The following is a 14,370-nucleotide window of genomic DNA, read 5'->3' as shown; positions in this document are numbered from 1 at the left end:
CAGCCTGATCAAGCGCTCAGCTCCGCCGAGCCGATTGGGTTCCGGTTAGACTGTGTCGCGAGCCGTTTCGGCTCGTTGCGCTGGTGAGTCGGATGGTGAATCGGGTATGGGCAGTTCCTCGTTTGTATGGTGCGGGAATGTATCCTATACTTGGCTGAGTCAGGTGAACCCGGTCGTCGATCGGGAAATTGCTGCAGTCAGCGCGAATTCTTCCGATCCTCGTGATGCCGGATCGGCTCGAGTGAGTGAAGAGGACGATAGACATATTCTGGAGGTCTCATCGGTGGAATCGACGACGGTTTCGACGCAGCCTCTCGACGATATTCGCGACGAGGTGCGGCGCGTGCTCGAGGCAGCTGAGGCGCGTGGCGTGACCCTTCGGGTTCTCGGTGGTGTCGCCGTCTTTTTGCACTCGCCGAGTGCGTCTCACCGTGCGCTGCAACGTGTCTATCGTGATGCTGATTTCGTTGGGTTGTCGGCGCAGAAGCGTGCGATCGAGGCGCTCTTCGCTGATCTCGGGTATCAAGCGGATCGCGAATTCAATACACTGCATGGTCACCAGCGGCTCTTCTTCTGGGATCCGCTGCACGAGCGGCAGATCGATGTCTTCCTCGATCAGTTGCGCATGTGCCACACCCTGGACTTTCGTGGCCGGCTGGAGCGGGATCGCTGGACGCTTCCGCTTGCCGACTTGCTTTTGACCAAGCTGCAGATCTGGGAGGCGAACGAAAAGGATCTGATCGATATCGTCGCTCTGCTTCATGATCATCCGCTTGGGTACGGCGATGAGGAGACGATCGATATTCGCCGTATCGTGGATGTCTTGAGCACGGACTGGGGTTGGTATCGCACGGCAAAGGAGAACGTCGATCGGGTTCGGACGCTGATCCTCGAGCGAGAACTCGCTGACGAGTTCGTCTCCTTGCGGCGGCTCGAAGAATTATGGCGTGCCGTCGAAGAGGCACCGAAGAGTCGTGCCTGGAAACTGCGCGCGATGATCGGTGAACGAAAGCGCTGGTACGAGTTGCCGGAGGAAGTCCGGCGCGACTGAGCACCGGTCTGGGCAGGACGGGAGTGACATGGTCTGGTTCCGGAAAGGAAAAGGCCAAGCGACGCGTCGCTTGGCGCTCTACTATACGAGTGACATACACGGTTCGGAGCGATGTTTTCTGAAGTTCCTCAACGCAGCGAAGTTCTATGGTGTGGACACACTCATTCTCGGTGGTGATTTGACCGGGAAAGTGCTCGTTCCGATCGTGGAGGTCGATGGCCACTGGGAGATGTCTTTCCTCGGACGGCACGAAGTACTGCGGTCGCTGGAGGAGGTGACAGAAGCCGAGAAGCGTATCCGTTTCAACGGGTTCTATCCGTACCGCTGCGGACTAGAGGAGTTGGCCCGACTGGAAGCGGATCGAGACTATGCCGACGCAGTCTTTCGGCGCCTGATGCGCGAGTCGGTCGCGCGCTGGGTCCGCCTCGCTGAGGAACGCTTGCGCGGAACCGGTGTGCGCTGCTTCGTCATGCCAGGGAACGATGACGAGTTCGACATCGACGACGCTCTCGCCGGAAGCGACGTCGTCGTCAACCCCGATGGCGCGATCGTGGAAATCGACGGATATCAACTGCTGAGTCTCGCCTGGGCGAATCCGACCCCATGGAACAGCCCGCGCGAGCTCCCGGAGGAAGAGCTGGCAGCGCGCATCGAGAGACTCGCCCGCGAGTTGGATCCGAGTCTGCCGGTGATCTTCAACCTGCACTGCCCACCCTATGACTCAACGCTGGACAGTGCGCCGCAGCTGCGGGAGGACCTCTCGGTCGTGATGGTGGGCGGACAACCGAACATGATTCCGGTGGGGAGCCGCGCCGTGCGCGAGGCGATCGAGCGGTACCAACCGGTTTTGAGTCTGCATGGGCATATCCACGAGTCGCGCGGAGCCGTGCGCATCGGTCGGACACTGTGCATCAATCCCGGTTCGGCCTACGGTGAGGGAGTCCTTCATGGAGCGCTCGTCCGATTGGAGGACGATCGCGTGGCCAGCTATCAGCTCGTGAGCGGGTGAACACGATGCGGGTGTACGACATTTCGCACCCGATCGAGTCGGACATGCTGGTTTTCCCCGGTGATCCCGAGGTGTGTCTGGAAACGGTAGCAGCCTCGGCGCCGTGGCGGGTGACACGTGTGACGATGGGCAGCCATTCCGGGACGCACGTCGATGCACCGGCTCATTTCTTTCCCGACGGACGATCGATTACCGATTATCCTGCGGAGCGGTTCGTCGTGCCCGCCGTCCTGCTCCAGCTTCCGAACTTGGCCGATGACGAGGCGATCTCGCTGGCGTTGCTCCGGCAGCATCTGGGCAGCCCTCCCCGTGGGGCTGCTGTCCTCCTGGCGACTGGCTGGGATCGTTACTGGGGATCGGACCGCTATTTCGTTCATCCCTACCTCGCTGAGGAAGCGGCGACCTGGTTGGTGGCCTCAGGGATCGGGCTCGTCGGCATCGACGCACTCAACATCGATTCGACGGTGCAGGGAACGTCCCATGCGCACGCGTGCCTGCTCGGGGCGGATGTCTTGATCGTCGAAAACCTGCGAGGGCTCCGCGCGATCCCGGCAGGAGATCGATACCTCCTCGTGTGTCTTCCTCTGCCGATCGCCGGTGCGGACGGTGCGCCGGCCCGGGCGGTGTTGTTGGAGCGGTAAGGGGGTGAGGGGTTGTGATCGAGAGAGGAGGAGAGCGGATGCTGGACAAGAGTCAGGCCAAAGGGCCGCGCGTCTTTACACGTGCTGCGACTGGTCTCGTCCGGGAGGCTGGCTGGTTCGATGCGCTCGTCTACAATGTTAATTTCATCTCCATCGGCCTCATGGTCGCACTCATGTTCCTGTACATGCCTTCTTACGGTGGAGTGAGTCTGCCACTTTCGCTGCTCTTCTGTGCACTCCTGGCGCTTCCGACCGCCGCGACCTACGGTATGCTCGCGGCCATCATGCCGCGCAGTGGTGGCGACTATGTCTATGTGAGCCGCGTGCTCGGCCCGGCCTGGGGGATGATGTCGAACTGGAACACGACCGTGTGGTGGGTCCTGTACGGTGGTGTCCCCTCGGCGTTTCTTGCCAGTTTCGGGATCGCGCCATTCATGCGTATCCTGGCGGCTTTCACCGGGAACGAGGAAGTACTGCGTTTCGCTGATTGGGCGGCTTCGCCGACCGGAATGTTTGTCATCGGTGCGCTCCTGATCGTGGTTTTGACAGGACTTTTCATTCTCGGACTTCGCGTCTACTTCCGCGTGCAAAATGTCTTGTTCGTCTTGGCGATGCTGGCGACAGTGCTCGTCGTGTTCGTCGCGCTGGTGCGATCGCCAGCTGTGCTTCAGTCGAATCTCGCCCAGTACCTCGGAAATTTGGCTGGGCGCCCTGATATTCTGGAGGCGCTGCTGCGAGAAAGCGGCTATCAGCCCCAACCGTTCGATCTCCGGAACACCATCATCACGATGACGTGGATCTACCTCACGATGGGTTTCAGTTTCTCGAGCGCGTACATCGGTGGGGAAGTGAAGCAAGCGAGCAAGATCCAGGTGTGGGCGATTCCTGGAACAGTCGTTTATGCCCTTGTCTGGGGGCTTTTGCTCGTCTGGAGCGTTTCTCGTGCGATCGGCGCTGATCTGATCGGCGCGATCAGCACGCTCGGCGATGCCGGGGCGAGCAACGTCGGCTTGGCTGCTGCCCCGCGTTTTCACGAACTCATCGCGTTGGGAAGCGGCAGCCTGCTCGTCGCCTTTCTCATCGGGTTCGGGTTCATCTTCTGGAGCTACGCGTGGCTGCCAGGACAAATCCTCAATGCGTCGCGGAATCTCGTGGCCTATGCGATCGATGGGTTACTGCCGTCGGCGTTGGCCTGGGTGAGCCCGCGCTTCCATACCCCGGTGGTCAGCCTCGTGGTGATGGGTTCCCTTTCCATCGTTTCGCTGGCGATCTACGTCTTCACGCCGTACTTTGCCACCTTGGTCGGCATCTTCGGTTTCCTCTTGACCTTCATCATGGTCTCGCTCAGTGCGGTACTCTTGCCCTACCGAAGGCCCGAACTCTTCACCGGTTCGCCGGTGGCATGGCGGCTCGGACGTCTGCCAGTTCTGAGCCTTGTGGGAGCGATCTCGATCGTGGCCTGTCTCGTGATGCAGTGGGCGTATCTCAACGATCCTTATTCGGGCATCAGCTTGGATCCCAGCACCCTGCGGGAGGGGATCCTCGGCTTCGGGATGTTCCTGCTGAACATCGCCATTTTCCTGTCCGGGCTCGTCATTTACGCGATCGCCCGCTGGTGGCGGGCTCGCCAGGGCATCGATCTCTCGCTCGCCTATCGCGAGATCCCGGTCGAGTGAAAGAGACTCGAGGAGGAGGCGATGAGTGGGATGGCGGCAGGGCGAAGTTGGGGACGACCACGGACCTTTGTCCGCGAGGCGACAGGTCTGACGAAGGAGCTTTCGCTCCTCGATATTTTTGTCTACAACACGAACAACCAGAACATCGGTTTAGGCGTGCTCTTCATCCTCCTGTTCGTTCCTGCATTCTATCCGGGGGCCAGCATGCTCGGCGGTGTCCTGGTCGCTGGGCTGTTGGCTCTCGCCCACGCAACGACGTACGCCTTTTTCGCGGCTGCTCTCCCGCGGAGTGGTGGCGACTATGTGTACATCAGCCGGACCTTGTCTCCTCTCCTCGGCTTCATCAGTAGCTTCAACTGGCTGGTCTGGTTGAGCGTGTACATCGGCATTCCGGCAGCATACTTTGGGCAGTATGGCTTATCCTCGCTCTTTCGTCTGCTCGCGGCCCACTACCGCAATCCGGATCTCATGCGTTTCGCCGATTTCTGGCAGACGCCGCTCGGCATCTTCGTCGCGGGGACCGTACTCATTGTCGTTTTTGGGAGCATCTTTGCACTCGGGACCAAGATCTATTTCCGGATACAGAATGTCGCCTTTGCGTTCGCGACGCTCGCTGTGGCTGTGGCTGGTCTCGTCGCTCTCCTGACGAGCCGGGAGACGTTCATCGCCCGGTTCGATGAATACGTGCGAGCAGTGGGTGGTGTCGAAAATGCCTTCCAAGTCGCATGGGAGAGTTCGGGATATCAATGGCACCCGTTCGATGCGTATCAGACCTTCCTCTCGCTCAGCTTGCCGCTTTACATTGTGCTGTACGCCATCACTTCCAGCTTCATCGGTGGTGAGGTGAAGAACGCGCGCCGGGCGCAATTTTTTGGCATGCCGGGTTCTGTTGTCTACTGCACGGTGTGGATCGTGCTCCTCATCGCGGCTTTTCAGAAGATGGTGGGGTATGACGGATTGGGAGCCATCGGTGCTGCCGATCCGGCTGCTCTCGGACTCGCCTTCACGCCCACCTTCGTCGAGTTGGCAGGCGCGGTGGTGCACCACAATCTCCTCTTGATCCTTCTCATCGGGCTGGGCTTCCTGCTCTGGACCTACGTTTGGTTGCCTATCAATTATCTCGCGTCGACGCGTATCTTGTTGGCCTGGTCGTTTGACCGACTGATGCCGGAGATACTCTCGTACGTCAGTCCACGGACGCATACACCATTGGTCGCTATCCTGGTCGTGGGGATCCTGGGGGAGATTTGCTTGGCGCTCTACGCGTGGCATATCGTTCTCGCCAGTATCGTGGGGATCTTCGGCTGGATCGTCTCCTTCATTCTCACTGCGATCGCCGCGATCGTTTTCCCGTATCGGAGGCGCGAGGATTTTGAGGCATCGCCGGTACGCTGGCGTGTGGCTGGATTACCGGTCATGTCGATCGTTGGTCTTCTCGCGGTGATCAGTTTGCTCATCTGTGAGGTCGTGTTCTGGCTGGATCCCTTCGTCGGGCTTGCCCATTTCCCCAACGTCCAAATCTTGACCGTCGGTGTCTTCATCGCCGGGGCGCTGGTGTACTGGATCGCCAAAACGGTCCAGGCGCGCCGGGGTATCCATATCGAGTACGCATTTCGGGAAATACCACCTGAGTGAGGCGAACATGAAGCCGGCTGGACTGGAGACGGTTGCCATTCAGCCGGCGTCACATGTCAGTCTGCTGCCAGGCCTGGGGCCCACGCGGCAGCGCGTTCGCTGCGGAGCAGATTCCATAGGAAGACGAACTGAGCGAGCGCAAAAATGAGTCCGAACAGCAGGAGCGGGACAGCGTACGTTCCTTCACCGGATAGCCACGGGTAGGCCCGACGCGGAAGGCCAGCCACACCGGCGATGAGTAGGCTGAAGAACATCGCAAGTGCAGCGAGAAAGCTCAACCCGCTGTGCCAGAAGCCCATCCGGATGTCCAGTTGCCGATCGCGTAGTGCCGGATAATAGTGATACATGACGCCGAGGAAAACGAGGAGAACAGCAGTGAGGATCGTCATGGTATGTGCTGTGGCATACAGTGTGCCATGAAGACGTAGGTTCCAAGCTGGTGTCGAGAGTTCCAGCGCAACGAAGCCATCGATGAGATACAAGAGGAAACCTTCCAGCATGAGCAATGGTGCTGGGTGAATTCTCAGCCCGTGACGCCACACTGTCAGCCCGACGTCGAAGCCGGTCAAGGAGGCTGCGATAAAGCCGGTTGCCCACGAGGTGCTGCGCGAGACGTTCTGGAAGACTTGTGGAGTGTTGGTCACCCATGAGTAGAGATGGTGACTGAAAGCGGGGATAGCGGCCATCGTGTAGAGAACCATGGCGACCGCAGCGAGGCGTGGACTGTAGAGTTTGCCCGACCGAGTGTAGCGGGGGACGAGCACGTAGAGCGCGCCCAGCGTCATGATCCCCATCGCTTCCATGAGGTTGTGAGCGAACAGCCAAAAGGCAACGCTGAACGATCGTGGACTGGTAGCGAGGGGAATGGTCTCCGGAGAAATCAGGTCGAGTGCGACGAGAAAGACAACAATGGCAAAGAGAAAGACAGGAAGCCCCAGGATCGGCATTACCAGAGCATAGATCGCCATTCCGAGGGAACCTGGGTCCGGAACGAGCGCCCGCAACTGGCGACTGGTCGGGATAAGCCGTCCGAAGAGCGCGCGGGCGATGGCGGCTGGGTACAGGTAGAGGACTGCGAGGAGAACCAGGGCAACAGCAGTCCTCGCACGAGGCGCTGCCTCGACCGATCTCGCGACCCCTCTCTCGCCGCAGCAGCCGCGACCCCCAGGTGTCGGACCGGTGTGATAACCGAATGCAGCGTGCGGCGCCATCGTGAACATCAGGTGATCGATGAGGTATTGTCCGATACCAGTGTGACACTGAGGGAGCGTGGCAGCGCCTCTGCCCTCGAAGGAAGGTTGACGAGCCGTCGTGGCAAGGTTGAGTACAGTTGAGACTCGTGGGAACGACCGAGGTCGCTCGATGAACGGTTGTGAGGGGATCGACAGGGCGGTCGCGCTGGTGGGAAGATAGGAGGGCGCGATGGAGCCTGACGAACGTCGACACGTTCCGCATACCGAGATCCATCATCTGTCACGGCGTTTTCTCGAAGCGGCTCAGGATATTCTCGTCGTCGCGCTGGTTCTCGTGTTGTTCGGCCTCATGGTTCGCACGTTGTTGATTCTCCTGAGTCACCTCTTTGGTCCTGCACTCGACTTCCGCGTCGTGATCGCGGAAGTTCTCTTCATGTTAGTCATGGTGGAGCTCATGCGGCTCCTCGTCGTCTATTTGGAAGAGCACCGAGTCGCTGTGGACTTCATGGTGGAACTGGGCATCGTCGCGACGCTGCGCGAGGTGGTCCTCCGTGGGGTAGTCGAGCTCGGTTGGGCACAGGTGCTCGCGATCAGCGCGTTTCTCCTCACGTTGGGCGCGCTGTTGCGGTTCGGCACGTTGCGGGTGCCGTTTCCTCCTCGACGCGCTTCGCCTCGATCGACCGACGCGCGGGGGGAGGGCAATACCGAACCGGTACCGGTTACCGATCCGGCGTCCCTGACGAGGTCGAGTGCGGACCCAGAACGCGTCTCGGGTCGTTGAGCAGCGCGCCGAGTGGCAGGCGGAGTTCACCGTCCTGAAGACGGACAGTCAATCGCTCACCCCGTTCGAGCTGCACTTCGTACGGAGCGCCGCTCGCGAGTTCACTCGCTCGCAGTGGACGCGGGCGGACGAGGAAACGTGCCTCAGGAGTGATCGCGCGTCGCAGCGAGATCGTCGCGGCTGACTGACGACAAGCTCTCGATGGCCGCTCGCCGGCTGTATCGACGATGACGATTCGCAGCTCACCGCGCTCGAGGCAGATGGCTCCACCGTCGGGGAGTGCCTGGAGGACGAGACGCGTCGTCGCGTCGATCGGGATCACTGCCGTTTCGCGGATCCATTCGAGCGAGACGCCTGCTGTCCGGGCTCGTCGTTCCAGGACTGTCCAGGCGGGCTGGTTCCCTGCTTCGCCCCACACCACGATCGAGTGCACGTTGCCTCGCTCGATGATCCCCAGTGCGCCGGGTACGTGTTCCGGATCCCATGCCGGCACGACGAGGAGTTCGAGCGGCCGCTGCCAGGGAACGGTCGAACGGTCGACGAAGTCAGCCGCATCGTTCGGGTCGGTCCCACCTCCGATCAGCACTTCAGCCCGGTCGGTGACGAGCAGAACCGAGAGGGTGCGGCCTGTTCCACCGACGACCAGGCGATCGGTCGGGCGGAGCTGACTCGCCGCAGTTCCGAGTACGGTGCCCAGCAGGAGGCCGAATGCCAACCAGGCAAGTGCAGGCTGGGCGATCGTGGAACGAAGACTGACGAGCCTCACTGCTGCTTTTCGTAATATGCGATATCGATCGGCGACCCGCGTGGCACCCAGCTGTTCCATTGCAGGGACGCACTCACCACGCCACCGTCGGGGAACTGGTCGCAGTCGAAATTCGCAATATGCTGGCGAATCTGCTCGCAACTTTGTGGAGTCACGGTGCGGACGACGAGGCCAGCGCGCTGCAGTTCGACAGCGGCTTGTTGATACGGTTTGCCGTACAGGTCGGGTACCTTGACCCGATCGCCAATGCTGACATACACGGTGACCGTGCCGCCGTTCCGCACCTGCTCGGCGGGTTCCGTCCGGATGACATACCCTTCGGGAACCGTGCGACTCCCTTCCTCGACTTTCTCGACCGTGACCGGCAGCCCCTGCAGCTGTTGCAGCACTTCGGTGTAGGGTCGGCCGGCCAAGCCGATCAAGGTGATCCACTCCGGCCCTTTGCTCACCCAAACACGGATCGTGCTGCCCTTCTCGGCGAGTTGGCCGGCGGGCGGATCTTGGCGCACGATCGTCCCGGCGGGTACGATGTTATCGTAAATCTCTTCGATCGCCAGCTGAAAATTCCCCGTTGCGGCTGCGGCCTGTGCCTGGCGCAACGTCGAGTTGACGAGGTCCGGTATGCGGGCTAACTCGGGTGTCGGAGTCAAGTTCGGTGTCGGTTCAGGAGTAGGGGTGGCGGCGACGGTCGGCGACGGTGCGAGCGTTGGCGTGGGATTCGGTTCAGTCGTCGGGCTCGGCACGATGGCAACGGATGTGGGTGTGGGAGCAGGTCGATCGCCGGATCCGGTCAACGCGCGGAGATCGACCAGCTGAAAGGCGAGGACGACCAAGGCGACGATGCCAGCGAGGATCGCGCTCCCCAAGAGCCAGGTGGCGCAGCCGATGTCAGCTGGCCGGTTCGCTGGGCGGACCGGAGAACTCGCTCGCCCGCGGTGGCGGGTGTTGACCGGTCGTGACGAGGTTGCTCGGCCCGGTGCGGTAGCCGGTAGTGCAGCGTGCTGCCAATGCGCCAGTGCGTGCGCCAGGGTTCCAGCTGTCGGGAATCGTTGGCGGGGATCCTTGGCCAGAGCGCGGAGGACGATAGCCTCGACCGCTGGGGGCAGGGAGGGAGCGAACTGCCGCGGCGGAGGAGGCGGTTCGTGGACATGCTTCATGGCGAGACCGATCGGGCTGTCCGCCTCGAACGGCAGTCGGCCGGTGAGCATCTCGTAAATGACAACGCCCAGCGAGTAGATGTCGCTGGCCGGTGTCGCCGGTTCGCCGCGAGCTTGCTCTGGAGAGACGTAGTGAACCGTTCCCATGCCGAAGCCAGCTTCGGTCAGGCTGACATCGCTGATCCCCTTTGCGATTCCGAAATCGGTCACCTTCACGAAGCCGCGCTCGTCGACCAGGATGTTCTGAGGCTTGATGTCACGGTGAACGAGCCCGTGCTGATGAGCGTAATCCAAGGCAGCCGCAACCTGGCGGACGATGCGGATGGTGTCGTCGAGCGGAATCGGCGCCCGTTCGAGGATCAGCTGCTTCAAGGTCTTGCCGGGAACGAATTCCATGACGATGTAGTGGATAGCTCCGTCGCGACCGACGTCGTAGACGCTGACGATATTGGGATGACTCAAACGAGCTGCTGCCTGTGCTTCGCGCTCGAAACGCCGGAGGAAGCTCGCATCGGCAGCGAACTGTCCGCGCAGCACTTTGATCGCGACTGGCCTGCCAAGGAGCAAGTCGTACCCCCGGTAGACGACAGCCATGCCACCTTCGCCGATCGGCTCGTCGAGCCGGTAGCGGTCGTTCAGGACGTGCGTGCGCACTCGCGAGCGCCTCTCATGATCGATGGTCGGGCGTGCCAACCGGCACTCACGGGGGTTATCCTACTACGGACCTCGTCTTGCCGGCCCCGTGCGGCTCGTGGATCGGCAAGCGCTTCGAGCGAGTTGCGCGGGTCATGCGGGGTACCTGTGGCAAGATGGAGTGGTGAAGCGAGACGAAGGGTGGCGAGCCATGAGTTCTTCGCTCGGATGCCGATTGGGCGAGACAGTCACTGAGCGCATCGGACGCACGCCGCTCTTCTGTCTCCAACGCTTGCCGGCCATCTCTGGCATCTCGGATCGCGTCCAGTTGCTGGTCAAGGCGGAGTGGTATAACCCGGGCGGCTCGGTGAAAGACCGTGCTGCCTGGAGGATCGTCCGCGAGGCGCTGCGCACGGGTGCGCTGGGATCGAACCGACGGCTCCTCGATGCAACTTCCGGAAACACTGGCATTGCCTATGCCATGCTCGGTGCAGCACTCGGATTCGGTGTCACACTGGTGGTTCCCGGAAGCATCGGCGAGGAGCGTCGGGCCATTCTGGGTGCCTACGGCGCTGAATTGATCTACAGCGATCCGTACGAGGGAACGGACGGAGCCATCCGCCTGGCGCGTCAACTGGCTGCTGAGCAACCGGATCGCTATTACTATGCGGACCAATACAGTAATCCAGCGAATTGGCTTGCCCATTACGAGGGCACTGGCCCAGAGATCCTGGAGCAGACGCGTGGGCAGGTGACGCATTTCGTCGCGGGGCTCGGCACCACGGGAACGATGATGGGAACCGGGCGGTTTCTCAAGGAAGCGAATCCGGACGTCGTCCTGGTCGGTGTCCAGCCAGACGATCCCTTCCATGGGTTAGAAGGACTGAAGCATCTGCCGACCGCTCTCACTCCTGCTATCTATGATCCCTCGCTCGTCGACCGTATGGAGTTCGTCGATACCGAAGAGGCCTACCGGTTGGCGCGCGACGTTGCACGTTGCGAAGGACTGCTCCTCGGTCCCTCGGCGGCGGCAGCCATCGTTGCGGCGCTCCGTGTCGCCCGCGAGCTGGATCAGGGCGTCATCGTGGCCATCCTGCCCGACAGTGGTTTGAAGTACCTGAGCACACCCTTGTGGCATCCCGAACGAGGATGAAGGCACACTGGTCGTCGAGAAAGGAGCGTGAGAACCGATGGCAGTGACGATTCTCATTCCGGCACCGTTGCGCCGCTTCACGGAGGACCGCGCAGCGGTGCAGGTGGAGGCGAAGACAGTCGCCGAGGCACTGGCGAAGCTGGACGAACTCTATCCCGGAATTCGCGAGCGGATCTGCGAACCGGACGGGCGCGTGCGGCGATTCGTCAGTATCTTCGTCAACGGGAAGGACATTCGCTCCCTGCAGGGTGTGGAGACCCCTCTCGCGGACGGGGATGAGGTTGGAATCATCCCGGCAATGGCAGGCGGCCGATGATTCGGATCCCCCGCGACCAGTACCAGGCGATCATCGAGCATGCCCAGCGGGAGGCTCCCCGCGAAGCGTGCGGGCTTCTCGGTGGACACGGTGAGCGAATCGAGCGTGTCTACCCGGTGACCAATCGCGCGGAACTCGCTGTCGAGTTTTTCGCCGAGCGCGGCCTCATTCCGCCTGGTCGGGATTACCGTCCGGACGCCCCTGGTTCGATCGCGGTCGAGCGCTTCTTCATGGATCCGGAGGAACAGTTTCGCGTGTTGCGCGAGATCGAGCGCTCGGGATTGGAACATCTGGGCAGTTATCATTCCCACCCAGCGACCGAGGCCTATCCCTCGCGCACGGACGTCGAGCTGGCCGCTTTTTGGCCGAACATGCTTCTTCTGATCTGCTCGCTGGCTGATCCTGCCCGGCCGGTCGTCCGGGCCTTTCGCGTGAACGAGGGGCAGGTCTCCGAGGAATCGATCCTCGTCGAGGACTGACCAGCGGTCGTTCGAGTGCATAAACCGCGACGGGCCGGGCGGTCATGCCCGGCCCCGTCTGGTTTTCCCGTCGGGATCGGTTCCGCGTCAGTCAGCCGCTGTCTGGCGAACCGGCAGGATGCAGCTTTGCTGATAATCGATCTGGCCGATCGTCTCGACCGTGAGCGTCGAGTTGGGACCGCAGGCCGCACACTCGGGGTCACGCTCGACCGACAGTTCGCGGAACGTTGCCGCGAGGGCGTCATACAGAAGCACGCGCCCGACCAGCGGTTCGCCGATTCCCAGCAACAGCTTGATCGCTTCGGTCGCCTGCAGGACACCGATGACACCAGGCAGGACGCCGAGTACGCCCGCCTGATCGCAACTCGGTGCCAGTTCGGGTGGTGGGGGTTCAGGATAGAGACAGCGGTAGCACGGCCCTTCCCCCGGCTTGTAGACGGTGACTTGCCCATCGAACCGGAAGATGCTGCCGTCGACGACCGGTTTGCCGAGGAGGACCGCCGCATCGTTGACGAGATAGCGTGTCGGGAAATTGTCCGCCCCATTGACGATCACATCATAGTCACGGATCACATCGAGGATCGTTTGACTGCTGAGCCACACGTCGTGCGCGATCACCTCCACATCTGGATTGAGCGCCGTGATCGCCTCGCGAGCTGATTCGGTCTTGGGACGCCCGACACGATCAGTCGTGTGGAGAATTTGCCGCTGCAAGTTGCTCAGATCGACCACGTCGGCATCGACGATCCCGAGTGTCCCGACGCCCGCGGCAGCCAAATAGAGCGCTGCTGGGGATCCCAAGCCGCCAGCACCGATGATCAGCACCTTGGAATCGAGTAGTTTTGCTTGTCCCTCTTCGCCCACTTCCGGGATCAGGAAGTGACGGCTGTATCGCTGGAGTTGCTCGCGTGTCCACTGGCGCGGTGTCACGAAGGGATAGCCAGCATGCTTCCAAGCACTGAATCCTCCGGCCACCGAGTACACGTTCTGGTAACCGAGTTCTTCCAGTGTCTTTGCAGCAAAGGCCGAGCGCACGCCACCTGCACAGTAGACATAGATTGGAGTCGACTTGTCCGGGACTTCTTCCTCGATCCGCATTTCGAGGTAACCGCGCGGGATGAAGAGCGCGCCCGGGACGTACCCTTGCTCCCACTCTTCGCGCTCGCGGACGTCGATGATGACCGGTCGCCGTCCGGATCGGAGTTGCTGGTAGAGCTGGTGGACATCGACTTCGCGGATCGCCCGCTTGATCTCCTGGAAGAGTTGTTCGTATCGTCTGGCCATCGATTCGTCCTCCGGGTTAGGCTCGTGTTCTGGCTATCCTGTCGACCGAGCCGCCGACAGCGGAATTGTACCCCAGTGGGGTAACGTGAGCCGAGCAGGAAACTGAGTGGAGGAGCTGTTTCGGTGGAACAGCGAGTCAACCGGGTCACTGACCACGCGTGCTTCGGATGCGGTGAGCAAAACCCGATCGGGCTTCGTCTCGCGTTCTATCGTCGCGAGGAAGCTGTCGAAGCGCTCTTCACGCCGCGTCCAGAACACGAAGGTTATGCTGGGCTCGTCCACGGTGGGATCCTCGCTACCTTGCTCGACGAAGCGATGAGTTGGGCAGTGATCGCGAAGACGCACCATCTGATGGTCACAGCGAGGATGGAGATCACGTACCGACAACCAGTCGAGGTCGGGCAGCCTTTGCGAGTCGTCGGCTGGGTCGAGCAGCAGCGAGCGCGGTCTGCGCGGGCCCGGGCTGCCATTCACGACGCGACGGCCGGGGATCTCCTGGTCGAAGCGCACGGCCTGTTCCTGCGTGCACCGGAGGAACGGGAGCGTGCCTGGTGGGCGCGTTATGTCCCGGGAGACAGCGGGCAGCGCTGACGCTC

The 14,370-nt window shown here is 61.5% G+C and carries 14 protein-coding genes; 10 read left to right on the top strand and 4 right to left on the bottom strand.

Features of this window, described 5'->3' with window-relative positions:
- Positions 1–283 precede the first annotated feature (283 nt).
- Genes TRD_RS06200 through TRD_RS06180 form a run of 5 tightly spaced genes read left to right on the top strand, consistent with a single transcriptional unit; the run spans position 284 to position 6,012 of the window.
- Positions 284–1,051 carry a hypothetical protein gene (locus TRD_RS06200; RefSeq protein ID WP_226980683.1) on the top strand — a complete coding sequence of 256 codons (768 nt, stop codon included), beginning with the start codon at positions 284–286 and terminating at the stop codon, positions 1,049–1,051.
- Between the two features lie 28 nt (positions 1,052–1,079).
- A complete protein-coding gene (locus TRD_RS06195; protein ID WP_015922268.1) occupies positions 1,080–2,060 on the top strand; it encodes a metallophosphoesterase family protein in 981 nt (326 codons plus the stop codon).
- A gap of 5 nt (positions 2,061–2,065) precedes the next feature.
- Complete coding sequence (locus TRD_RS06190) at positions 2,066–2,701, top strand: cyclase family protein (RefSeq protein WP_041436755.1); 636 nt, start codon at positions 2,066–2,068, stop codon at positions 2,699–2,701.
- Positions 2,702–2,739: 38 nt separating this feature from the next.
- Positions 2,740–4,377, top strand: a complete 1,638-nt coding sequence (locus tag TRD_RS06185) for an APC family permease (protein WP_041436006.1) — start codon at positions 2,740–2,742, stop codon at positions 4,375–4,377.
- A 21-nt stretch (positions 4,378–4,398) separates the two neighbouring features.
- A complete protein-coding gene (locus tag TRD_RS06180; protein WP_015922265.1) occupies positions 4,399–6,012 on the top strand; it encodes an APC family permease in 1,614 nt (537 codons plus the stop codon).
- Positions 6,013–6,068: 56 nt separating this feature from the next.
- Here TRD_RS06180 and TRD_RS06175 read toward each other — a convergent pair whose 3' ends face one another.
- The gene (locus TRD_RS06175) at positions 6,069–7,232 is read right to left on the bottom strand and encodes a cbb3-type cytochrome c oxidase subunit I (RefSeq protein WP_015922264.1); all 1,164 of its coding nucleotides are present in this window, start codon (positions 7,230–7,232) and stop codon (positions 6,069–6,071) included.
- A gap of 202 nt (positions 7,233–7,434) precedes the next feature.
- On the opposite strand from TRD_RS06175, the gene TRD_RS06170 reads away from it, so the two are divergent.
- Entirely contained in the window at positions 7,435–7,986 is a 552-nt protein-coding gene (locus TRD_RS06170; protein WP_052294069.1) for a phosphate-starvation-inducible PsiE family protein, read from the top strand.
- On the opposite strand, the gene TRD_RS06165 is transcribed toward TRD_RS06170, so the two are convergent.
- A complete protein-coding gene (locus TRD_RS06165) occupies positions 7,925–8,752 on the bottom strand; it encodes a hypothetical protein (RefSeq protein WP_015922263.1) in 828 nt (275 codons plus the stop codon). The genes TRD_RS06170 and TRD_RS06165 overlap by 62 nt on opposite strands.
- On the bottom strand, positions 8,749–10,563 hold the full coding sequence (locus TRD_RS06160; RefSeq protein WP_015922262.1) for a protein kinase domain-containing protein: 1,815 nt from the start codon (positions 10,561–10,563) through the stop codon (positions 8,749–8,751). Before TRD_RS06160 ends, TRD_RS06165 begins: the two co-directional genes overlap by 4 nt.
- A gap of 190 nt (positions 10,564–10,753) precedes the next feature.
- On the opposite strand from TRD_RS06160, the gene TRD_RS06155 reads away from it, so the two are divergent.
- The 3 genes from TRD_RS06155 to TRD_RS06145 are packed head-to-tail and all read left to right on the top strand — an operon-like array spanning position 10,754 to position 12,490.
- Complete coding sequence (locus TRD_RS06155) at positions 10,754–11,695, top strand: PLP-dependent cysteine synthase family protein (RefSeq protein WP_041436005.1); 942 nt, start codon at positions 10,754–10,756, stop codon at positions 11,693–11,695.
- A 37-nt stretch (positions 11,696–11,732) separates the two neighbouring features.
- Positions 11,733–12,011 carry a ubiquitin-like small modifier protein 1 gene (locus TRD_RS06150; protein ID WP_015922260.1) on the top strand — a complete coding sequence of 93 codons (279 nt, stop codon included), beginning with the start codon at positions 11,733–11,735 and terminating at the stop codon, positions 12,009–12,011.
- Positions 12,008–12,490 (top strand): M67 family metallopeptidase, encoded by a 483-nt coding sequence (locus TRD_RS06145; RefSeq protein WP_015922259.1) that lies wholly within the window; start codon positions 12,008–12,010, stop codon positions 12,488–12,490. The genes TRD_RS06150 and TRD_RS06145 overlap by 4 nt, the downstream gene beginning before the upstream one ends.
- An 87-nt stretch (positions 12,491–12,577) precedes the next feature.
- Here the strand turns inward: TRD_RS06145 and moeB are convergent, their stop codons facing one another.
- Complete coding sequence (moeB, locus tag TRD_RS06140) at positions 12,578–13,774, bottom strand: molybdopterin-synthase adenylyltransferase MoeB (protein WP_015922258.1); 1,197 nt, start codon at positions 13,772–13,774, stop codon at positions 12,578–12,580.
- 123 nt (positions 13,775–13,897) lie between these two features.
- Here moeB and TRD_RS06135 point away from each other — a divergent pair, with 123 nt between their 5' ends.
- Positions 13,898–14,365: a PaaI family thioesterase gene (locus TRD_RS06135; RefSeq protein ID WP_015922257.1), complete on the top strand. Its 468-nt coding sequence runs from the start codon at positions 13,898–13,900 to the stop codon at positions 14,363–14,365.
- The last annotated feature ends 5 nt before the right edge of the window (positions 14,366–14,370 follow it).

This window comes from Thermomicrobium roseum DSM 5159 (assembly GCF_000021685.1).
In the GTDB taxonomy this organism is placed as follows: Bacteria; Chloroflexota; Chloroflexia; order Thermomicrobiales; family Thermomicrobiaceae; genus Thermomicrobium; species Thermomicrobium roseum.
The sequence above is the reverse complement of the archived record's forward strand: the minus strand, read 5'-3'. Positions and strand labels throughout refer to the sequence as shown.

Bases quoted from the DNA above. Each gene is read 5' to 3' on its own strand.
- moeB (WP_015922258.1), bottom strand. From the start codon at position 13,774: ATGGCCAGACGATACGAACAACTCTTCCAGGAGATCAAGCGGGCGATC.
- TRD_RS06180 (WP_015922265.1), top strand. From the start codon at position 4,399: ATGAGTGGGATGGCGGCAGGGCGAAGTTGGGGACGACCACGGACCTTT.
- TRD_RS06150 (WP_015922260.1), top strand. From the start codon at position 11,733: ATGGCAGTGACGATTCTCATTCCGGCACCGTTGCGCCGCTTCACGGAG.
- TRD_RS06155 (WP_041436005.1), top strand. From the start codon at position 10,754: ATGAGTTCTTCGCTCGGATGCCGATTGGGCGAGACAGTCACTGAGCGC.
- TRD_RS06185 (WP_041436006.1), top strand. From the start codon at position 2,740: ATGCTGGACAAGAGTCAGGCCAAAGGGCCGCGCGTCTTTACACGTGCT.
- TRD_RS06170 (WP_052294069.1), top strand. From the start codon at position 7,435: ATGGAGCCTGACGAACGTCGACACGTTCCGCATACCGAGATCCATCAT.
- TRD_RS06195 (WP_015922268.1), top strand. From the start codon at position 1,080: ATGGTCTGGTTCCGGAAAGGAAAAGGCCAAGCGACGCGTCGCTTGGCG.
- TRD_RS06175 (WP_015922264.1), bottom strand. From the start codon at position 7,232: ATGTTCACGATGGCGCCGCACGCTGCATTCGGTTATCACACCGGTCCG.
- TRD_RS06145 (WP_015922259.1), top strand. From the start codon at position 12,008: ATGATTCGGATCCCCCGCGACCAGTACCAGGCGATCATCGAGCATGCC.
- TRD_RS06190 (WP_041436755.1), top strand. From the start codon at position 2,066: ATGCGGGTGTACGACATTTCGCACCCGATCGAGTCGGACATGCTGGTT.